This window comes from Nocardioides sp. FY1077 (assembly GCF_058681775.1).
Window position 1 is genome coordinate 106,848 of sequence record NZ_JBZWDB010000004.1, and the last position, 19,413, is coordinate 126,260.

The 19,413-nt window shown below is 74.6% G+C and carries 17 protein-coding genes; 11 read left to right on the forward strand and 6 right to left on the reverse strand.

From position 1 onward, the window contains the following. The first annotated feature begins 66 nt into the window (after positions 1 to 66). Positions 67 to 1,578, forward strand: a complete 1,512-nt coding sequence (locus tag AC4OR8_RS15690; protein ID WP_492166524.1) for a cryptochrome/photolyase family protein — start codon at positions 67 to 69, stop codon at positions 1,576 to 1,578. Further along, positions 1,578 to 2,090: a 2'-5' RNA ligase family protein gene (locus AC4OR8_RS15695; RefSeq protein ID WP_492166525.1), complete on the forward strand. Its 513-nt coding sequence runs from the start codon at positions 1,578 to 1,580 to the stop codon at positions 2,088 to 2,090. The genes AC4OR8_RS15690 and AC4OR8_RS15695 overlap by 1 nt, the downstream gene beginning before the upstream one ends. Positions 2,091 to 2,188: 98 nt before the next feature. On the opposite strand, the gene AC4OR8_RS15700 is transcribed toward AC4OR8_RS15695, so the two are convergent. Next, the gene (locus tag AC4OR8_RS15700) at positions 2,189 to 3,547 is read right to left on the reverse strand and encodes an FAD-binding oxidoreductase (RefSeq protein WP_492166526.1); all 1,359 of its coding nucleotides are present in this window, start codon (positions 3,545 to 3,547) and stop codon (positions 2,189 to 2,191) included. Between the two features lie 76 nt (positions 3,548 to 3,623). Here AC4OR8_RS15700 and AC4OR8_RS15705 point away from each other — a divergent pair, with 76 nt between their 5' ends. Both AC4OR8_RS15705 and AC4OR8_RS15710 read left to right on the forward strand, forming a co-directional pair. Next, the gene (locus AC4OR8_RS15705; RefSeq protein WP_492166527.1) at positions 3,624 to 4,925 is read left to right on the forward strand and encodes a DUF480 domain-containing protein; all 1,302 of its coding nucleotides are present in this window, start codon (positions 3,624 to 3,626) and stop codon (positions 4,923 to 4,925) included. A 45-nt stretch (positions 4,926 to 4,970) separates the two neighbouring features. Then, on the forward strand, positions 4,971 to 5,618 hold the full coding sequence (locus tag AC4OR8_RS15710; RefSeq protein WP_492166528.1) for a flavin reductase family protein: 648 nt from the start codon (positions 4,971 to 4,973) through the stop codon (positions 5,616 to 5,618). Here AC4OR8_RS15710 and AC4OR8_RS15715 read toward each other — a convergent pair. Further along, the gene (locus AC4OR8_RS15715; RefSeq protein WP_492166529.1) at positions 5,615 to 6,718 is read right to left on the reverse strand and encodes a spore photoproduct lyase family protein; all 1,104 of its coding nucleotides are present in this window, start codon (positions 6,716 to 6,718) and stop codon (positions 5,615 to 5,617) included. The genes AC4OR8_RS15710 and AC4OR8_RS15715 overlap by 4 nt on opposite strands. A gap of 54 nt (positions 6,719 to 6,772) precedes the next feature. Between AC4OR8_RS15715 and AC4OR8_RS15720 the strand changes: the two genes are divergently transcribed. Beyond that, the gene (locus tag AC4OR8_RS15720; RefSeq protein WP_492166530.1) at positions 6,773 to 7,435 is read left to right on the forward strand and encodes a sulfotransferase family protein; all 663 of its coding nucleotides are present in this window, start codon (positions 6,773 to 6,775) and stop codon (positions 7,433 to 7,435) included. A gap of 58 nt (positions 7,436 to 7,493) precedes the next feature. Here AC4OR8_RS15720 and map read toward each other — a convergent pair whose 3' ends face one another. Both map and AC4OR8_RS15730 read right to left on the reverse strand, forming a co-directional pair. Further along, a complete protein-coding gene (gene map, locus AC4OR8_RS15725; protein WP_492166531.1) occupies positions 7,494 to 8,261 on the reverse strand; it encodes a type I methionyl aminopeptidase in 768 nt (255 codons plus the stop codon). A gap of 44 nt (positions 8,262 to 8,305) precedes the next feature. Continuing rightward, a complete protein-coding gene (locus tag AC4OR8_RS15730; RefSeq protein ID WP_492166532.1) occupies positions 8,306 to 8,677 on the reverse strand; it encodes a helix-turn-helix domain-containing protein in 372 nt (123 codons plus the stop codon). 205 nt (positions 8,678 to 8,882) lie between these two features. Between AC4OR8_RS15730 and AC4OR8_RS15735 the strand changes: the two genes are divergently transcribed. Continuing rightward, positions 8,883 to 10,196, forward strand: coding sequence for a glycosyltransferase family 4 protein (locus tag AC4OR8_RS15735; RefSeq protein WP_492166533.1), 1,314 nt, complete (start codon positions 8,883 to 8,885; stop codon positions 10,194 to 10,196). A 22-nt stretch (positions 10,197 to 10,218) separates the two neighbouring features. Here AC4OR8_RS15735 and AC4OR8_RS15740 read toward each other — a convergent pair whose 3' ends face one another. Together AC4OR8_RS15740 and AC4OR8_RS15745 are read right to left on the reverse strand one after the other, a co-directional pair. Continuing rightward, positions 10,219 to 10,683: a GNAT family N-acetyltransferase gene (locus AC4OR8_RS15740; RefSeq protein WP_492166534.1), complete on the reverse strand. Its 465-nt coding sequence runs from the start codon at positions 10,681 to 10,683 to the stop codon at positions 10,219 to 10,221. Continuing rightward, entirely contained in the window at positions 10,680 to 11,366 is a 687-nt protein-coding gene (locus AC4OR8_RS15745; RefSeq protein WP_492166535.1) for an MBL fold metallo-hydrolase, read from the reverse strand. The genes AC4OR8_RS15740 and AC4OR8_RS15745 overlap by 4 nt, the downstream gene beginning before the upstream one ends. A 211-nt stretch (positions 11,367 to 11,577) precedes the next feature. Here AC4OR8_RS15745 and uvrA point away from each other — a divergent pair, with 211 nt between their 5' ends. The 5 genes from uvrA (at position 11,578) to AC4OR8_RS15770 (ending at position 19,305) form a co-directional block, all read left to right on the forward strand. Further along, positions 11,578 to 14,592, forward strand: coding sequence for an excinuclease ABC subunit UvrA (gene uvrA, locus AC4OR8_RS15750; protein ID WP_492166536.1), 3,015 nt, complete (start codon positions 11,578 to 11,580; stop codon positions 14,590 to 14,592). Between the two features lie 139 nt (positions 14,593 to 14,731). After that, the gene (locus AC4OR8_RS15755; RefSeq protein WP_492166537.1) at positions 14,732 to 15,268 is read left to right on the forward strand and encodes a Rieske (2Fe-2S) protein; all 537 of its coding nucleotides are present in this window, start codon (positions 14,732 to 14,734) and stop codon (positions 15,266 to 15,268) included. Positions 15,269 to 15,333: 65 nt separating this feature from the next. Next, positions 15,334 to 17,364 (forward strand): excinuclease ABC subunit UvrC, encoded by a 2,031-nt coding sequence (uvrC, locus tag AC4OR8_RS15760; RefSeq protein ID WP_492166538.1) that lies wholly within the window; start codon positions 15,334 to 15,336, stop codon positions 17,362 to 17,364. Between the two features lies 1 nt (position 17,365). Beyond that, on the forward strand, positions 17,366 to 18,271 hold the full coding sequence (gene rapZ / locus AC4OR8_RS15765; protein WP_492166539.1) for an RNase adapter RapZ: 906 nt from the start codon (positions 17,366 to 17,368) through the stop codon (positions 18,269 to 18,271). Then, a complete protein-coding gene (locus AC4OR8_RS15770; RefSeq protein ID WP_492166540.1) occupies positions 18,268 to 19,305 on the forward strand; it encodes a gluconeogenesis factor YvcK family protein in 1,038 nt (345 codons plus the stop codon). Before rapZ ends, AC4OR8_RS15770 begins: the two co-directional genes overlap by 4 nt. Positions 19,306 to 19,413: the final 108 nt, after the last annotated feature.

Below are 19,413 nucleotides of genomic sequence, written 5' to 3' on the forward strand. Positions count from 1 at the left end.
GCGGCCGGTTCGCCGACCGGTGCCGACGGGGCCTCGGGTGCGGCCCGGCTGTCTAGGCTCGCCGGCATGGCCACCACGACGCAGGACGAGGCGCGGCCGGTGCGTCTCGTGCTGCCCCACCAGCTCTTCCTCGCCCACCTGCAGGCCGAGGCCGGCACGGTGTTCGTGCTGCTCGAGCACGACCTGCTGTTCCGCCAGTACCGCTTCCACACCCAGAAGCTCGTCCTCCACCGCGCCTCGATGGTGCGCTTCGCCGAGCGGTTGCGCGAGGCCGGCTTCGCCGTCGAGCACCTGGAGACCTCCGCCGAGCGCCGCAGCCACGACCTGCTGGTGGAGTGCCTCGACCGGCTGCGGCCGAGCCGGGTCACCGTGTACGACGTCGTCGACGACTGGCTCTCCCGCGACCTCACCGCGGCGCTGGCCGCCCACGGCTACCGGCTCAGCGCCGACGACGTGCTCGAGACGCCGATGTTCCTCACCACCCGTGCGCAGGTGGCCGAGCAGATCGGCGGCGGCGGGCGCACCGCGCGCATGCAGCACTTCTACTCCTGGCAGCGCCGGCGCCTCGACGTCCTGATGGACGGCGACCAGCCGCAGGGCGGCAAGTGGTCCTTCGACGAGGACAACCGCAAGAAGCTGCCCCGCGCCCACCCGGTGCCGGCGGTGCCGCGCCCGGGCGACGACGGCCGGCAGCACCCGGCGGTCGCCGCGGCGGTGGCGTGGGTCGGCGGGGAGTTCCCCGACAACCCCGGCGACGCGGCCGGCTTCGCGTGGCCCACCGCCCACGAGGAGGCCGAGGAGATGCTCGAGGTCTTCCTCGCCGAGCGGTTCCACGAGTTCGGGCCCTTCGAGGACGCCATCTCCGCCGAGCACCCGTGGGTCTACCACTCGCTGATGACCCCGGGGCTCAACACCGGGCTGCTGACGCCCGAGCACGTGCTCACCCGGGCCCTCGCGGTCGGCGCCGCCGACGACGTGCCGCTGGCGTCCCTCGAGGGGTACGTGCGCCAGGTGATCGGCTGGCGGGAGTACATGCGCGCCACCTACGTCGTCCACGGGCGGCGGATGCGCACCGGCAATCGGCTCGAGCACGCCCGCCCGCTGGCCGAGGGGTGGTGGACCGCCGAGACCGGGCTGGCGCCGGTCGACCTGGTGCTGCGCCGGGTGCTGGCCCACGGCTACGCCCACCACATCGAGCGGCTGATGGTGCTCGGCAACGCGATGTGCCTGCTGCGCACCGACCCCGACGCGTCCTACGAGTGGTTCATGGAGATGTTCGTCGACGCCTACGACTGGGTGATGGTGCCCAACGTCTACGCGATGAGCCAGTTCGCCGCCGGCGAGGCGGTCACCACCAAGCCGTACGTGTCGGGGTCGAACTACCTGCGCAAGATGTCCGACCTGCCCGCCGGGGAGTGGCGCGACGACTGGGACGCCCTCTACTGGACGTTCGTGCGCGACCACCAGGAGGTGTTCGCCGGCAACCCGCGCTCGCGGATGATCGCCAACCTCTACGACGCCATGGAGCCGCCGAAGAAGGCCGCCCACAGCCGCCGCGCCGCTCGGTGGCTCGCCTGATGCCGCGCCTCCACGCGCTCGAGCTGGTGCCCGACGACGCCGGGCAGGCCGCCCTGCGCGCCCAGTGGCAGGCGCTGCGCGACGCCGGGTTGCCCTCCCAGCTCGACCACCGCGGCGCCACCAACACCCCCCACGTCAGCGTCGTGGAGGCGCCCGCCATGCCGTCGGAGGCCCTCGACGTCGCCACCGCACGGCTCGGCCCGCTGCTGCCGGTGACCGCGCTCGTCGGCGGCGTCCTGCTGCTGGGGGCCGGCCGGGTCACCCTGGCGCGACCGGTGCAGCTCGCCGACGACGTCGTACGACGGGTGCTGGCCGTGCGGGTGCAGGTGCCCGAGCGGCGCCACCTCGGCTGGGTGCCCCACCTGACGCTGGCGCGTCGCCTGGAGGCCGCCGACGTCCCCCGCGCGCTGGAGGCCCTCGCCGCGCACGACGCCGACGGCCTGGAGCTGCGCCTCACCGGGCTGCGGCACTGGGACCCCGAGGCCGAGACGGTCACCGCCCTGGTGCCCTGAGGCTGGTGCCGCCGCCGACCGGTCATCTGGTGCGGTGCCGCCGTACTGGTGCGGTGCTGCGGCACCGCACCAGCACGGTGGACACCGCGTGACAGGGGCTAGAGGACGGCGCCGGGGTTGAGCAGGCCCTGGGGGTCGAGGGTGCGGCGCAGCGAGCGCTGCACCTCCAGCGACACCGGGTCGAGCTCGCGGGCGAGCCAGTCGGCCTTGAGCCGGCCCACGCCGTGCTCACCGGTGACGGTGCCGCCGAGGTCGAGCGCGGCGGCGGTGACGGCGTCGAACGCCCGCCGGGCGGCGGCGCGGCCGGCGTCGTCGTCCGGGTGGAGGATCGTCGGGTGGAGGTTGCCGTCGCCGGCGTGGCCGAAGACGCCGATGGTCAGGCCCACCTCCTCGGCCACCGCCTCCACCGCGGCCACCAGGTCGACCACCCGGGCGCGCGGCACGCACACGTCGTCGAGCAGCCAGCCGCCCCCGCGCTCGGTGGCGAGGCGCTCCAGGGCCGGCAGCGCCTGCCGGCGGGCCTCCATCAGCGCAGCGGCCTCGGTGGCGTCGTCGCTGCGGGCGACGTCGACAGCCCCGGCCCGCTCGCAGGCGGCGGCCACCAGGTCGAGGGTGGCGGTGGCGTCGGCGTCGTCGGCCTGCACCAGCAGCAGGGCCGCCACCCCGCCCAGGCCCATGCCGGTCGCGGCGTCGACGGCGGCCACGGTGGTGCGGTCGAGCAGCTCCAGCAGCGACGGCACCACGCCGGCCGCCACCAACGCCTGCACGGTGGCCCCGGCCGCGGCGAGGTCGTCGTAGGACGCCACCAGGGTCTGCGCCGGGGGAGGGGCGGGCAGCAGCCGCACCGTGACCTCCGTGACCACGCCGAGGGTGCCCTCGGAGCCCACGAACAGGCTGGTCAGGTCGTAGCCGGCCACGCCTTTGACGGTGCGGGTGCCGGTGCGCAGCACCCGGCCGTCGGCCAGCACGACCTCGAGGGCCTCCACGAAGTCGCCGGTCACGCCGTACTTCACGCAGCACATGCCCCCGGCGTCGGTGGCGACGTTGCCGCCGACCGTGCACCACGCCAGGGAGCCCGGGTCGGGCGGGTAGAACAGCCCGGCCTCCGCCGCCACCTCACGCAGCCGGGCGGTCACCACGCCGGGCTGCACCACCGCGAGCCGCTCGACGGGGTCGACCTCCAGCACCCCGTCCATCCGGTGCAGGGAGAGCACCGCGCTGCCGGCCGGCGCGTTGGCCCCGCCGGCCAGGCCGCTCCCGGCCCCACGGGGCACCACCGGCACGCCCGCGGCCGACGCGGCCCGCAGGCAGGCCTGCACCTCCGCCGTGGAGCGGGGCGCCAGCACCACCGCGGGCAGGGCCCGGTCGGTGAGCCGGGACTCGTCGTGGGCCAGGCCCGCGACCAGGTCGGGGTCGTCGATCACCACACCGGCCGGCAGCTGCTCCCAGGGCGACATGACCGCGACGCTACCCCCGGTTCGGGTGCGGCGCGTGACCCCGCGGGCCGGGCCCGCACCTGACTAGGGTCGCCCCATGGCCGACCCGTCCCACCCGCTGACCGACCCGCTGACCGACCTGCCGTCGCCGACGTCCGGCCCCGCCCTGGACCCGCCGCTGACCCCGGAGGAGCAGCGGGTGCTCGGGTCGCTGCTGGAGAAGCAGGTGACCGTGCCGGCGTCGTACCCGCTCTCGCTGCACGCGCTGCGCACCGCCTGCACCCAGACCAGCAGCCGCCACCCGGTCCTCGACCTCGACGAGCAGACGGTGGAGGGGACGGCGCGCGGGCTCAAGGACCGCGGCCTGCTGCGCGTGGTGTGGACCGACACCGGTCGCCGCACCCTGCGCTACCACCAGCTGCTCGACGAGCACCTCGGGCTCGCCCCCGACGAGCGGGCGCTGCTCACGGTGCTGCTGCTGCGCGGGCCCCAGGCGCCCGGCGAGCTGCGCACCCGCACCGAGCGGCTGCACGCCTTCGCCGACCGCGACGCCGTGGACGCCTGCCTGGCTGGGCTCGCCGCGCGCGAGGTGCCGCTGGTCGAGGAGGTCTCGCCGCGCGCCGGCCGGCACGACAGCCGCTGGGCCCACCGCCTCGGGGAGCCGGCGCCTGCCGCTCCCGCTGCGGCGGTGGCCGCGACGCCACCGGCCGACCGCGAGCGCACGCTGGTCGACGGCCCCGCTGCCCGTGACGCGCGGGTGCGGGCGGCGTACGACACCGTCGCGACCTCGTACGCCGCGGCGCTGGCCGGCGAGTTCGACGGCGACGGGCCCGAGCAGGGGCTCGGCTTCGAGCGGTGGCTGCTCGACCGGGTGGCCGCACTGTCCGGCGGGGCGCCCGTGGTGGAGGTGGGCTGCGGCCCGGGCCACACCACCGCCTACCTGGCCGCGGCGGGCGCCGACGCCCACGGTCTGGACCAGTCGCCCGCGATGGTCGCCGAGGCCCGGCGGCGCTTCCCGGGGGGCAGCTACGAGGTGGGTGACCTGCGACGGCTGGTGCGCCCCGCCGCCGGCCCCGGCTGGGCCGCGGTGCTGGCGTGGTACTCGCTCATCCACCTCGCCGCCTCCGAGCTGCCCGACGCGGTGGCCGCGCTCACGCGCCCGCTGGTGCCCGGTGGCCACCTCGTGGTGGCCCTGCAGGCCGGCGCCGGCACCCGCCGCCACGAGCGGTGGTTCGACCACGACATCGAGCTCGACTTCGTGCTGCACGACCCCGACGAGGTGCGCGCCGCGGTGGAGGCGGCGGGGCTGGTCGACGTGGAGACCTACCTGCGCAGCCCCCACCGGCACCGCGGTGAGACCACCGAGCGGTGCTACGTGCTGGCCCGCCGTCCGGGGTAGCCGCCCGGGCGGCTCGGCGGTGGGTGGGCTGGTTAGCGTGGGGGCATGGCCGGTGCACCCCTCGACCCCGACGCCGGCCCGCCCGGGCCGGTGGTGCCGGCCCGCGAGCCCGACCTGGAGTACCACCTCGCCGACGCGGCGCGGGACGTCGACGTCCCGCTCAGCACCGGCGACGGGCCGGCGCCGTTCACCGCGGGGGCGTTCCGCGACGTGCTGGGCCGCTTCGCCTCCGGCCTGACGGTCGTAGCCGCGGTGGGCCCCGACGGACCGGTCGGGCTGACCTGCCAGTCGTTCGCCAGCGTCTCGCTGGAGCCGCCGCTGGTGCTGTTCGTGGTGGCGCGCACGTCGCGGTCGTGGCCCACGATCCGCACCGCCGGCGTCTTCTGCGCCAACGTGCTCGCCGACGACCAGGTGGCCCTGTCGCACCGGATGGCCACCCGTGGCGCCGACAAGTTCACCGGCCTCGACTGGCACCCCGTCGGGTCCGGGTCGCCGCGGCTGCCCGGGGTGCTCGCCTGGGTCGACTGCGCGGTCGAGTCGGTGCAGCAGGCCGGTGACCACGACGTGGTGGTCGGGCGGGTCCTCGACCTCGGCCCGGGCGACGGCGGCGCGCCGCTGCTGTTCTACCGCGGCCGCTACCGCTCGCTCACCGACGCGGGGCCTGCCCCGGACGAGCGGCCGGGCCGGGCCTAGAAGGCGTAGCGCACCCGGCAGTACGGCAGCTCGCGGGCCACCATCTTGGTGAGCTGGTCGACCCACCGCCGCTTCCACGGCGTGCGGTAGCGCAGGTTGACCTGACCGCTCTCGCTGCGCTTGACCTCCTGCAGGTCGGGGCGCCACAGCTGCTCCTCGCCGCGGGGGTGCCAGCCCAGGTTGACCTGGTGCAGGGCCTCGTTGTGGGTGAGGAAGACGATCTCGCAGGCCAGCTGGGCCTTGGCCGCCGCGCCGATGCCGGCGTCCACCTGGCGCAGCAGCTCGGTCCACTCCTCCACCCAGCCCTCGTGCACGATCACCGGGCTGAAGTTGAGGTGCACCTCGTAGCCGGCCTCGACGAAGTCGTCGATGGCGGCGATGCGCTCGGCGACCCGCGACGTGCGCAGGTCGACCACCTTCGCCATCGGCTCGGGCATCAGCGAGAACCGCACGCGCGTGCCGCCCCGGGGGTCGAGGTCGAGCAGGCCGCGGTTGACCAGCTTGGTGGCGAAGCTGGCCTTGGCGTGGGGGAGCCGGGCGTAGAGGTCGACCAGGTCGCGCACGTTGTCGGAGACCAGCGCGTCGACCGAGCAGTCGCCGTTCTCGCCGAGGTCGTAGACCCAGTCGACGGGGTCGACCTGGTCGGGGCGCGGCTTGACGCCCTGCCGGCCGGCGTGGCGCTCGAGGTAGCCCAGGATCTTCTCGATGTTGACGTGGACGGTGATCGGGTTCGCGTAGCCCTTGCGGCGCGGGACGTAGCAGTAGGAGCAGGCCATCGCGCAGCCGTTGGAGGTGGAGGGCGCGATGAAGTCGGCGGACCGGCCGTTGGGCCGGGCGGTGAGGCTCTTCTTGACGCCCAGCACCAGCACCTCGCGCTTCAGGCGCACCCAGTCGGCGACGTTGTCGGCATCGCCGTGCAGCGCCGGCACCGCCTGGTGGCTGAGGATCTCGACGAGCTCGGCGTCGGGGTGGCGGGCCAGGATCTCGGCGCCGCGGGCGTGGGAGGCAACGTCGGGCTCGTGGTAGATGCGGGCGACGTCGAGCAGCCGCTCGGCCCGGGTCGGCCGGTGGGCGGGGGCGATGGTGTCGGGGTCGGCCACGCCCTGAGGCTAGGTGCCGCCACCGACAGCGCGGAGCGGGTAGGTTCTCCCACGATGATCGCCCTGCCCGGCCACGGCTTCGTGATGCTCTCGATGCCCAAGTGCGCCTCCACCACGCTGGTGACGAGCCTGATGGGTCGCGCCGAGGTCGTGATGCGGGTCAACCCCCGCCTCAAGCACATGACCGCGCGCACCTTCACCAACCGCATGGTGCCGGTGCTGCAGAGCGCCGGCTACGAGCGCGACGACTACGAGCTGGTCTCGCTGTTCCGCGAGCCGGTGGCGTGGCTGGAGTCGTGGTGGCGCTACCGCCAGCGCCCGGCCCTGCAGGACGGCGAGAACAGCCGGGCGGCCAACTCCACGGCCGACGTCTCGTTCGAGGAGTTCGTGGGCGCCTACCTCGACGGTGCCCCGGGCGCGCTCAAGGGCCGCCAGGCGCGCTTCGTGTCGCTCTCCCCGCGCCTCGACATCGGGGTCGACCGGATCTTCGCCCTCGAGCGCCCCGACGTGTGGGAGGGCTGGATCGCCGAGCGGATGGGCGAGCCGCTCAAGGTCACCACGAAGAACTGGTCCACCTCGCGGGTGGCACCGGAGCTGAGCGCGACCATGCGCGCCCGCCTCGACGAGCACTACCGCCCCGAGCACGACATCTACGAGCACCTGCGCGCCGAGGGCCAGTGGACCCCGCCGCGCGGGTACGTGCCGGGCGGCGGCTGACCGACGCGCACCGCCGGCCGGCCCCCGGCGGCGCTGGGCGGCGTCGGGCGGGCCCCGGTCAGCCCCGGGCGGTGAGGACGACGGGGCCGTCGTCGGTGATCGCCACGGTGTGCTCCATGTGCGCCCCGCGCGAGCCGTCGACGCTGCGCAGCGTCCACCCGTCGGGGTCGGTGACGATCGTGTCGGTGGTGTGCAGGAACCACGGCTCGATGGCGATCACCAGGCCGGCGCGCAGCTTGACGCCCCGTCCGGCGCGGCCGTCGTTGGCGATGTGGGGCTCGCCGTGCATGGTGCGCCCGACGCCGTGGCCGCCGAACTGGGTGTTGATCGACAGCCCGGCGCCGCGGGCGACCGCGGCGATCGCGGCGGAGATGTCACCGACCCGGCCGCCCACGCGGGCGGCGTCGATGCCGGCCTCGAGCGCCTGGCCCGTGACGTCGATGAGGCGCAGGTCCTCGGGCCGCGGGGTGCCGACCACCAGGCTGAGGGCGGAGTCGGAGACCCAGCCGTCGACGCTGGCCGCGAAGTCGACGCTCAGCAGGTCGCCGTCGGCCAGCGTGTAGTCGTGGGGGAGCCCGTGCAGCACGGCGTCGTTGACCGACGTGCACAGCACCTTGCCGAACGGCGAGGCGCCGAACGAGGGGTGGTAGTCGAGGTAGCAGGACTCCGCGCCGCGCTCGCGTATCATCTCGTGCGCCACCGCGTCGAGCTCGAGCAGGTTGACGCCCACGTCGGCCACCTCGGCCAGGCGCGTGACGACATCGGCGACGAAGCGCCCCGCCGGGCGCATCTGCTCGATCTGGGTGGGGGTGCGCAGCTCGATCACACCGCCCAGCCTAGGCGGCGGCGCCGGGGAGCGACCGAGCGCCCTCAGGCGGCCCGGCAGAGCGGGTCCGCCGTGCGCGGCAGCGGGGCGGCCACGGGGGCGGGCACCACCGGCGGCACCGGCGCGGCGGGCGTGGCGGTCGCGGCGAGGCTGCGGGTGGCGCGGGCGGTGAGGTCGACCAGCCGCAGGCCCAGGGTGCCGGTGACGGCACCGAGGATCTCCGAGCTGGGCTCCTTCAGCCCACGCTCCACCTCCGACAGGTGCTGCACCGAGACCCCCGCACGCCGCGCGACGTGGGCCAGCGTGCGCTGCTGGGCGTGCCGCTCCGTGCGCAGCTCGCGCCCCACCACCTCACGCCACAGCGGCTCGGGGCCGGTCGTCGCAGGTCTTCCCGGCAGCCGTGCCACGTCACCCATGACCCGAGGCCAGGTCGCGCACGGCACCTGCGGAACGGCGTTCGCGGAGGGCGAACGACGCGGTGGGGCGGGCCGTGGGGGTCCGGTACCGTGGGAGACCGGCGCCGCGACCTCCTCGTCGCCGGGCACGTCGCGCCGTCCAGGCGCCGACGGCCCCGGCGAGGACGGAGACGACGTGGTGGACCAGGTGCGAGGCTCAGCCGGCGTGACGGCACGACCCGCGGGTCGGCCGGTGGCCCCGGTGCGACCGGTGGTCGAGCCGACCAGGACGCGGGCGCGGGCCGCCGCCCCGAGTCGTACGTCGCCGCCCGCCACGGGCGTGCGGCGCGACGTGTGGCTCCACACGGTGTCGGCCGACCCGTCGGGCATGGGTCAGCACCTGCTCGACCTCGCCGAGGTGCTGGCGCGGCAGGGCTGCCGGCTGACCCTCAGCTACTGGCCCACCGCGAAGGCCGAGCACCTGCTGGCGCGCGCCGCCGACCACGGCGTCCGCCTGGTGCGCACCCCCCACCCGCGTGACCCCGCCTACTCCTCGGCGCTCGTGGAGGCGTTCACGCGCGCCCGCCCCGACGTCGTGCACCTGCACACCGGCACCGGTCGCGAGGACTTCGACGGCGCGCGCGCCGCGGCCGCCGCCGGGGTGCCGGCGATCGTGCAGACCCTCCACCTGCCGTGGCTGCTGCGCAGCAAGCACAAGCGGGTCTCGCTGGTGCACGCCCTGAAGCCGGTGCACCGCGTCGTGACCGTATCGGCGGCCCAGCGCGCGACCTACGAGCGGATCGGCCTCGACCCGGCCCGGCTGGTGACCGTGCCGAACGGCGTGCGCCCGCGCACCGACCGACCGGGCCGGCGGGCAGCGCGCGCGGCCCTGGGCCTCGACGCCGAGCAGCCCGTGGTGAGCACCGTGGGCCGGCTCACGGTGATGAAGGGGCAGCGCCACCTCGTCGACGCCCTGCCGACGCTGCTCGAGCGCTTCCCCGACCTCGTGGTCGTGGTCGTGGGCGACGGGCACCTGCGCGCCACCCTGACCCGCCAGGCCGCCGACCTCGGGGTGGGTGGCGCGCTGCGGCTCGTGGGCCACCGCGCCGACGCCCGGGCCCTGCTCGACGCCGCCGACGTGTTCGTCCTCCCGTCGCTGCACGAGGGCATGCCCCTGGCGCTCCTCGAGGCGATGGAGGCGGGGCTGCCCGTGGTCGCCACCCGGGTGATCGGCAGCAGCGAGGTCGTCGTGGACGGCGAGACCGGCCTGCTGGTGCCGCCCGCCGACCCGGCCGCGCTGGCCGACGCGCTGGGGCGGCTGCTCGCCGATCCCGACGCCCGCAGCGAGGCCGGCCGCGCTGGTCACCGCCGCTTCCTGGCACGCCACACCGCCGCCCTCATGGGCGAGCAGACCCGGGCGGTCTACGAGGACGTGCTGGCCGCCTCCGCGCTGGGGGGACCGGGCGCCGCGGGTCGGGGTGCGCCCCGGCGTGCCGTCCCGGCGACGGACGCGTCCGGCGGCGAGAGCGGCACGGACTGAGCCCGCGTCGTCGGGCCCGGGGTCAGAGCACCAGCTTCATCCGCGGGGCGGTGGTCAGCACGAACCCCAGGCCGGCGTAGAGGCGCTGCCCGTCGGCGCTCGCGCTCAGGTCGACCCGGTCGGCCCCGGCGCGACGCGCCCAGGCGACGACGTCGGAGGTGAGGGCCGTCGCGCAGCCGTGCCCCCGGTGAGCGGGCCGGGTGTAGACGTTGGCGAGCCGCACGGTCCGCCCGTGCGGGCAGTGCGGGTTGGGGACGCCGGTCTCGAGGGTGCCGACGGCCGTGGCGACGAGCCCGCCGTCGACCTCGACCACGACCAGACGGGTGGTGTCGACCTCGTCCACGGCGCGCACGAACCACTCCTGAGCACGACGGCGCCACGACGGGTCGGCCGTGGCGTCGCCCTCGAAGAGGTCGGACCAGAGCCCGAGGACCTCGACGGCGTCGTCGGGCCGCGCGGTCCGGACCTGCTCGACCGGGCTCGTCACCAGCCCCGCTCGCGCCACTCGTCGAGGTGGGGGCGCTCGGCGCCCAGCGTCGAGTCGCCGCCGTGGCCGGGGTAGAACCAGGTGTCGTCGGGCAGCCGGCCGAAGACCTTCGTGGTCACCTCGTCGTGCAGCTGCACGAAGGCCGCGGCGTCGCCGAAGGTGTTGCCGACGCCGCCGGGGAACAGCGAGTCGCCGGTGAAGAGGTGGGGGTGCCCGCCGTGGGGGCGGTCGTCGTAGAGCAGCGCCACCGAGCCCGGCGTGTGGCCGGCCAGGGGCACCACCTCGAGGGTGCAGCGACCCACGGCCACGGTGTCGCCGGCGCCCACCCGGCGGGTGACCGGCACGCCCGTCTGCTCGGCCACGGCGTCGGCGTCGGGCGCCCCGACCACCACGTCGGCGCCGGTGGCGGCGACCACGTCGGCCAGCGCGCGGTGGTGGTCCCAGTGCTGGTGGGTGGTCACCACGGTGGCGAGGCCCCCGGCACCGACCAGGTCCAGGAGCGCGGGGGCGTCGGCCGCGGCGTCGACGAGCAGCTGCTCGCCGGTGCTCCGGCAGCACAGCAGGTAGCAGTCGTTCGACATCTCGGGGTCGACGGCGACCTTGGTGATCGTGAGGTGGGCCAGCTCGCGGGTCTGCGCGGGCCCGCCGGGCCGCACGTCGCCGTCGTAGGTGTCGGTGGTCATGGCGCCATCCTGCCCGGCGCCATCCTGCCTGGCGCCGTCCGGCCCGGCGCCGGCGTCCGCGGCGGCGCCACTGTCGGTGGTGCGTGGCAGGGTGGACGGTGACGTCTGGGATTGCCGGCGCGCCGGGCCGGCGCCGTACGATCGCGAACGTCTGTTCGACCTCGCCGGGCGCCGCAGCCGCCCATTCTCCAGCCGACCAGGACGGGATCACGTGCAGGACCAGCTCATCATCCGGGGTGCCCGCGAGCACAACCTGAAGGACGTGTCGCTCGACCTGCCCCGCGACTCGCTGATCGTCTTCACCGGCCTGTCCGGGTCGGGCAAGTCGTCGCTCGCCTTCGACACGATCTTCGCCGAGGGCCAGCGTCGCTACGTCGAGTCGCTGTCGGCGTACGCGCGTCAGTTCCTCGGCCAGATGGACAAGCCCGACGTCGACTTCATCGAGGGCCTCTCGCCCGCGGTCTCGATCGACCAGAAGTCGACCTCGAAGAACCCCCGCTCCACCGTCGGCACCATCACCGAGGTCTACGACTACCTGCGCCTGCTCTACGCGCGCGCCGGGCGCCCGCACTGCCCGACCTGCGGCGCCCCGATCGAGCGGCAGACGCCCCAGCAGATCGTCGACCGCGTGCTGGGCCTCGAGGAGGGCCGGCGCTTCCAGGTGCTCGCCCCCGTCGTGCGCGGTCGCAAGGGGGAGTACCTCGAGCTGTTCCGCCAGCTGCAGACCCAGGGGTTCTCCCGCGCCCGCATCGACGGCGAGACCCACGCCCTCGACGCGGTGATCGCCGACGGCCCCCGCCTCGACAAGCAGAAGAAGCACACCATCGAGGTGGTCATCGACCGCCTCGCCGTGAAGGAGTCCTCGAAGCGGCGGCTGACCGACTCGGTCGAGACCGCCCTCGGCCTGGCCGGTGGCCTGGTCGTGCTCGACTTCGTCGACCTCGACGCCGGCGACCCCGGGCGCGAGATGCGCTTCAGCGAGAAGATGTCGTGCCCCAACGACCACCCCATCGACACCGACGACCTCGAGCCGCGCTCGTTCTCGTTCAACTCCCCGTTCGGTGCCTGCCCGGCCTGCAGCGGTCTCGGCACCAAGCTGGAGGTGGACGCCGAGCTGGTCGTGCCAAACCCCTCGGCCACCCTCGGCGAGGGGGCGATCTCGCCGTGGGGCGCCGCCCACGTCGCCGACTACTTCCTGCGCCTCATGGGGGCCCTCGGCGAGGAGCTCGGGTTCGACCTGAACACCCCGTGGGAGGACCTCGCCCCGCGCGCCCAGAAGGCGCTGCTCGAGGGCCACGGCACCAAGGTGCACGTCGTCACCCGCAACCGCTACGGCCGCGAGCGGGCCTACTACGCCGACTTCGAGGGCGTGCGGCCCTACGTCGAGCGCCGCCACCGCGAGGCCGAGTCCGACACCAGCCGCGACCGCTTCGAGGGCTTCATGCGCGAGGTGCCCTGCCCGACCTGCAAGGGCAGTCGCCTCAAGCCGGTCTCGATGGCCGTGCTGCTGGGCGGGCGCAACATCGCCGAGGTCTGCGCGCTGCCGATCAACGAGGCCTCCGAGTTCCTCGGCCACCTCGAGCTGTCGGAGCGCGAGCGCCAGATCGGTGAGCGGGTGCTCAAGGAGATCCAGGAGCGCCTGCAGTTCCTGCTCGACGTCGGCCTCGACTACCTCTCCCTCAACCGCCCCTCGGGGTCGCTGTCGGGCGGGGAGGCCCAGCGCATCCGGCTGGCCACCCAGATCGGCGCCGGCCTGGTCGGCGTCCTCTACGTGCTCGACGAGCCGTCGATCGGCCTCCACCAGCGCGACAACCAGCGGCTCATCGAGACGCTGGTGCGGCTCAAGGAGCTCGGCAACACCCTCATCGTCGTCGAGCACGACGAGGACACCATCAAGGTGGCCGACTGGGTGGTCGACATCGGCCCCGGGGCCGGTGAGCACGGCGGTCAGGTGGTGCACAGCGGCACCGTCGCCGACCTCTACACCCACCCCGACTCGATGACGGGCCAGTACCTCTCCGGCCGGCGCGAGATCGCCGTGCCGGCGGTGCGCCGTCCGCGCACCGTGGGTCGCGAGCTGACGGTGCTCGGCGCGCGCGAGCACAACCTGCGCAACGTCGACGTGACCTTCCCGCTGGGGGTCTTCGTGGCCGTCACGGGCGTCTCCGGCTCGGGCAAGTCGACGCTGGTCAACGACATCCTCTACACCTCGCTGGCCAAGCAGCTCTACAACGCCCGCACCCTGCCGGGCCGTCACCGCGCCATCACCGGCCTCGAGCACGTCGACAAGGTCATCCACGTCGACCAGTCACCGATCGGGCGCACCCCGCGGTCCAACCCGGCCACCTACACCGGGGTCTTCGACCACGTCCGCAAGCTGTTCGCCTCGACCCCCGAGGCCAAGATGCGCGGCTACCTGCAGGGCCGGTTCTCGTTCAACGTCAAGGGCGGGCGCTGCGAGGCGTGCTCCGGCGACGGCACCATCAAGATCGAGATGAACTTCCTGCCCGACGTCTACGTGCCGTGCGAGGTGTGCCACGGCGCCCGCTACAACCGCGAGACGCTCGAGGTGCACTACAAGGGCAAGACCATCGCCGAGGTCCTCGACATGCCGATCGAGGAGGCCGTCGACTTCTTCGCCGCGGTGCCCGCGATCGCGCGGCACATGAAGACGCTGGTCGAGGTCGGGCTCGGGTACGTGCGCCTGGGCCAGCCGGCCACCACGCTGTCGGGGGGCGAGGCCCAGCGCGTCAAGCTGTCGGCGGAGCTGCAGAAGCGCTCCACCGGCCGCACCGTGTACGTGCTCGACGAGCCGACGACCGGGCTGCACTTCGAGGACATCCGCAAGCTGCTGCTGGTGCTCGGCCGGCTGGTCGACCAGGGCAACACCGTGCTCGTCATCGAGCACAACCTCGACGTCATCAAGACCGCCGACTGGCTGGTCGACATGGGCCCGGAGGGCGGCTCGCGCGGCGGGGTCGTCGTCGCCCAGGGCACCCCGGAGAAGGTGGCCACCGTGGCCGAGAGCCACACCGGCCGCTACCTCGCTCCGCTGCTCGAGGGCAAGCACGCCCGCCAGCCCAAGGGCCGCCTCGCGGCGTCCGAGGCGCCGGCGCCGGCGCGGGCCACCCGCCGCCAGGCCGCCACCCAGCAGGCCAACGACCGGGCCGCCGCCCGGTCGACCCCGGCCCGCCGCAAGGCCGCGGCGAAGACCCGGAAGTCCTAGGGGCCACCGCCGGCGTCCGCCCACGGGTCGGGCGCCGGTGGTGTTCTCAGGCCCCTCTCACCCGCGTGGGCAAGGCTGCGGGGGAGCGGTCGCTACTGTCGCACCCGACGACCGCCGTCACCCCCGAGAGGACGACGTCATGACCGCCACGCCCGCCCCCACCCCTGCCCCCGAGGGCACCACCGACGGCACGACCGCCGGACGTGCCCTGACCGACGCGAGGTCGGGCCTGTCCCGGCGCCGGGCCCTGACCGGGTTCGCCGGCCTGGGCGTGGCCCTGCCCGTCCTCGCCGCCTGCAGCGGTGGCGACGAGACCGCAGCCGACACGGGCGGCACCGGCGGGTCCTCGAGCGGCTCGCCCGACGCCGGCGGCTCGGGCGGGGCGTCGGCCGGACCGCTCACCACCACCGCCGACGTGCCGGTGGGCCAGGGGGTCATCCTCGCCGACCAGGAGGTCGTGGTGACCCAGCCGACCGAGGGCGAGTTCAAGGCGTTCTCCTCGATCTGCACCCACCAGTCGTGCGCGGTCTCGCAGGTCAGCACCGACGGCATCCTGTGCGCCTGCCACGGCAGCGTGTTCGCCCTCGACACCGGCGAGCCGACCTCCGGCCCGGCCACCGCACCGCTCGGCGAGGTCGCCATCGACGTCTCCGGCGACTCCATCACCCTGGCCTGAGCACCCGGCCCCCGACGGGTCCGGCCGGGCGCCGGAGCGTCGGTGGCCGACCGTAGGGTTGAGGGGTGCCGTCGCGATCCGCCCGGGCCGCCCGGGGCCCGCTGTCCTACCGTCCGGAGCCGGGGTCCATCCCGACCCGTCCGGGGGTCTACCGGTTCCGCGACGCCGCTGGACGCGTCATCTACGTCGGCAAGGCCAAGAACCTGCGGGCCCGGCTGTCGTCGTACTTCCAGGACATCGGCAACCTCCACCAGCGCACCGCCACGATGGTCACCACCGCCGCCGGGGTCGAGTGGACGGTGGTCAACACCGAGGTCGAGGCGCTGCAGCTGGAGTACTCCTGGATCAAGGAGTTCGACCCCCGGTTCAACGTCAAGTACCGCGACGACAAGTCCTACCCCTGGCTGGCGGTCACCGTCGGCGACGAGTTCCCGCGGGTGATGGTGGGCCGCGGGGCCAAGCGGCGCGGCACCCGCTACTTCGGCCCCTACAGCCACGCCTGGGCCATCCGCGAGACCGTCGACATCTTGCTGCGGGTCTTCCCGATGCGCTCGTGCAGCAACGGCGTCTTCAAGCGCTCCTCCCAGATCGGGAGGCCCTGCCTGCTCGGCTACATCGACAAGTGCGCCGCGCCGTGCGTCGGCAACGTCTCGCCCGAGGACCACCGCGCGATCGTCGACGACTTCTGCGACTTCATGGGCGGCCAGACCCGCCCCTTCATGCGCCGCATCGAGAAGGAGATGTACGCCGCCTCCGAGGCGATGGACTTCGAGAAGGCCGCCCGCCTGCGCGACGACCTCGGCGCCATGGAGCGGGCGCTGGAGAAGCAGGCCGTCGTGCTCGGCGACGGCGCCGACGCCGACGTGATCGCGCTGGCCGAGGACCCCCTCGAGGTGGCGGTGCAGATCTTCTACGTGCGCGGGGGGCGCATCCGCGGCCAGCGCGGGTGGGTGGCCGACCGCGTCGACGAGGGCGGCACCCCCGAGCTGGTCGAGGACTTCCTGCTGCAGCTGTACGCCGGCACCGACCGCGACTCCCAGGGCGACTCGATCCCGCGGGAGATCCTGGTGCCGGCGCTGCCGCCCGACGTCGACACCTTCGAGGAGCTGCTCGGCGACCTGCGCGGCAGCCGGGTGCAGATCCGGGTGCCGCAGCGGGGCGACAAGAAGACGCTGCAGGAGACCGTGGCCAGCAACGCCGCGCAGTCGCTGGCGCTGCACAAGACCAAGCGCGCCAGCGACCTGACCACCCGCAACCGCGCGCTGGAGGAGATCCAGGACGCCCTCGACCTCGACGACGTGCCGCTGCGCATCGAGTGCTACGACGTCTCCAACCTCCAGGGCACCGAGGTGGTCGCCTCGATGGTGGTCTTCGAGGACGGCCTGAGCCGCAAGGGGGAGTACCGCCGCTTCGTGATCAAGGGCGTGGACGGGCAGAACGACGTCGCGTCCATGCACGAGGTGATCACCCGGCGCTTCCGCCGGCTCCTCGACGAGCAGGCCCGCTCCACGCTGAAGCCCGGCGACCCCGGCGACCCGTCGAGCGGCCCGATGCTGGTCGACCCCGAGACCGGTCGCCCGCGCAAGTTCGCCTACGCCCCGGGGCTGGTCGTCGTCGACGGTGGCCCGCCCCAGGTGGCCGCCGCCCAGCGCGCCCTCGACGAGCTGGGCATCGTCGACATCCCGGTGTGCGGCCTGGCCAAGCGGCTCGAGGAGGTGTGGCTGCCCGCCCAGGAGGACCCCGTCATCCTCGCCCGCTCCTCCGAGGGCCTCTACCTGCTCCAGCGCATCCGCGACGAGGCCCACCGCTTCGCGATCAACCACCACCGGTCGCGCCGCTCGAAGTCGATGGTGGAGAGCACCCTCGACGAGGTGCCCGGGCTGGGCGAGGTGCGCCGCAAGACGCTGCTCAAGCACTTCGGGTCGCTGAAGAAGCTGCGTGACGCCACCGTGGAGGAGATCGCCACCGTGCCGGGCATCGGCACCCGCACCGCCACCTCGATCAAGGACGCGGTCACCGCGGCCAGCCCGGGGTCGACCACCCGCACGCCCACCTTCACCGTCAACACCGCCACCGGAGAGATCGAGGAGTCCTGACGTGGATGACGAGACCGCATCCCCGCTCGAGGCCTCGCCCGCCGCGCCCCGCGAGGGCGAGCTGGTGGTCGTCACCGGCATGACCGGTGCCGGCCGCAGCACCGTGGCCAAGGAGCTCGAGGACCTCGGCTACTACGTCGTGGACAACCTCCCGCCCAGCCTGGTGCGCGAGGTCGTGCGCCTCGTCGACGAGAGCCGCGGGACCGACCAGCCAATCGCGGTCGTCGTCGACGTCCGCTCGGGCTCGTTCTTCCAGTCGCTGCAGGCCAACCTCGCCCGGGGCGCGGTGGGCCGGCGCACCACCCTGGTGTTCCTCGAGGCCACCGACGAGGTGCTCGTGCGCCGCCAGGAGGCCGCCCGGCGTCCCCACCCGCTCCAGGGCAGCGGGCGCCTCCTCGACGGCCTGCAGCGCGAGCGGAGGGTGCTGGCCGAGCTGCGCGGCGAGGCCGACCTGCTCATCGACACCTCCACCCTCAACGTCCACCAGCTCACCGACCGCGTCGCCGACGCGTTCGGTCGTCCCGACACGACTGCGCTGCGCATCCGCGTGATCAGCTTCGGCTTCAAGTACGGCATCCCGGTCGACGCCGACTTCCTTGCCGACATGCGGTTCCTGCCCAACCCGCACTGGATCCCCGAGCTCCGCCCCCGCACCGGGCAGGACGGCGAGGTCTCGCAGTACGTGCTGTCCCGCGACGGCGCCGCCGAGTTCGTGGACGCCTACGTCCCCCTGCTCGACGGCGTCGCCGCCGGCTACCTGCGCCAGGGCAAGCGGTTCATGCGCGTCGCGATCGGCTGCACCGGCGGCAAGCACCGCAGCGTCGCGATGACCGAGGAGATCGTGGCGCGCCTCGTCGCGCTCGGCCACGACGCCTCGCCCACCCACCGCGACCTGGGCCGCGAGTGACCCCGCCGCCCCCGCCGCCCGTGGCGCCGGCCCCGCCCGAGCAGCACCGCGACCTCGACCGCGCCCAGTCCGTGGTCGCCCTGGGCGGCGGTCACGGGCTGAGCGCCACGCTGCGGGCCCTGCGGCGGCTGCTGGCCGACCTCGTGCTCGACGACCTCACCGCGGTGGTCACCGTCGCCGACAACGGCGGCTCGTCCGGACGGCTGCGCGGCGAGTTCGGCGTGCTCCCGCCCGGTGACCTGCGGATGGCCCTGGCCGCGCTGTGCGGCGACGACGAGTGGGGCGTGACCTGGTCGAAGGTGCTGCAGCACCGCTACGCCGGCGACGGCGACATGCGGGGCCACGTCACCGGCAACCTGCTGATCGTGACCCTGTGGGAGCTGCTGGGCGACCACGTGCAGGCCCTCGACTGGGTCGGTCGACTGCTGGGTGCCTCGGGGCGGGTGCTGCCGATGGCGCTGACGCCGATGGACATCACCGCCCGGGTGCGGGGGCACGACCCCGCCGACCCCGAGGCGGTGTCGCTGGTGCGCGGGCAGGTCGAGGTCGCCACGACCCCCGGCGTGATCACCTCCGTCGACCTCGACCCGCCGGCCCCGCAGGCCTGCCCTGAGGCCGTCGCCGCCGTGCGCGCCGCCGACTGGGTGGTGCTCGGCCCCGGGTCGTGGTTCACCTCGGTGATCCCGCACCTGATGGTGCCCGACCTGCGCCTGGCCCTGGTGGAGACCGAGGCCAAGGTCGTGGTGGTGCTCAACCTGGCCGAGCAGCCGGGGGAGACCGGCGGCTTCGGGCCGGCCGACCACCTCGCCGTCCTCACCGAGCACGCCCCCGAGCTGCGCATCCACACCGTGGTGGCCGACACCGCGACCGTGCAGCGCGGCGGCGACGACGGCACGGAGCAGGCCCTGCGCCGAGCGGTGGCGGCCCACGGCGCCCGCCTGGTGGTCGCCGACGTCGCCGACGACGACGGCTCGCCGCGCCACGACGCCGCCAAGCTCGCGGCCTGCTTCGAGGCGGTCGTGGCGGGCTCCTGACCACACCCGCACCGTGCGTCACGGACGTGCGACGGGCCCGCGGCGGGCCCACAGGGAGCCCACAGCAGGGCCCGATCCCGGTTCGATCGGTGATTGACTCGCGTGCGA

Excerpts from the sequence above, each read along its gene's own strand:
- AC4OR8_RS15690 (WP_492166524.1), top strand. The coding sequence starts at position 67 with ATGGCCACCACGACGCAGGACGAGGCGCGGCCGGTGCGTCTCGTGCTG.
- AC4OR8_RS15695 (WP_492166525.1), top strand. The coding sequence starts at position 1,578 with ATGCCGCGCCTCCACGCGCTCGAGCTGGTGCCCGACGACGCCGGGCAG.
- AC4OR8_RS15700 (WP_492166526.1), bottom strand. The coding sequence starts at position 3,547 with ATGTCGCCCTGGGAGCAGCTGCCGGCCGGTGTGGTGATCGACGACCCC.
- AC4OR8_RS15705 (WP_492166527.1), top strand. The coding sequence starts at position 3,624 with ATGGCCGACCCGTCCCACCCGCTGACCGACCCGCTGACCGACCTGCCG.
- AC4OR8_RS15710 (WP_492166528.1), top strand. The coding sequence starts at position 4,971 with ATGGCCGGTGCACCCCTCGACCCCGACGCCGGCCCGCCCGGGCCGGTG.
- AC4OR8_RS15720 (WP_492166530.1), top strand. The coding sequence starts at position 6,773 with ATGATCGCCCTGCCCGGCCACGGCTTCGTGATGCTCTCGATGCCCAAG.
- AC4OR8_RS15730 (WP_492166532.1), bottom strand. The coding sequence starts at position 8,677 with ATGGGTGACGTGGCACGGCTGCCGGGAAGACCTGCGACGACCGGCCCC.
- AC4OR8_RS15745 (WP_492166535.1), bottom strand. The coding sequence starts at position 11,366 with ATGACCACCGACACCTACGACGGCGACGTGCGGCCCGGCGGGCCCGCG.
- AC4OR8_RS15755 (WP_492166537.1), top strand. The coding sequence starts at position 14,732 with ATGACCGCCACGCCCGCCCCCACCCCTGCCCCCGAGGGCACCACCGAC.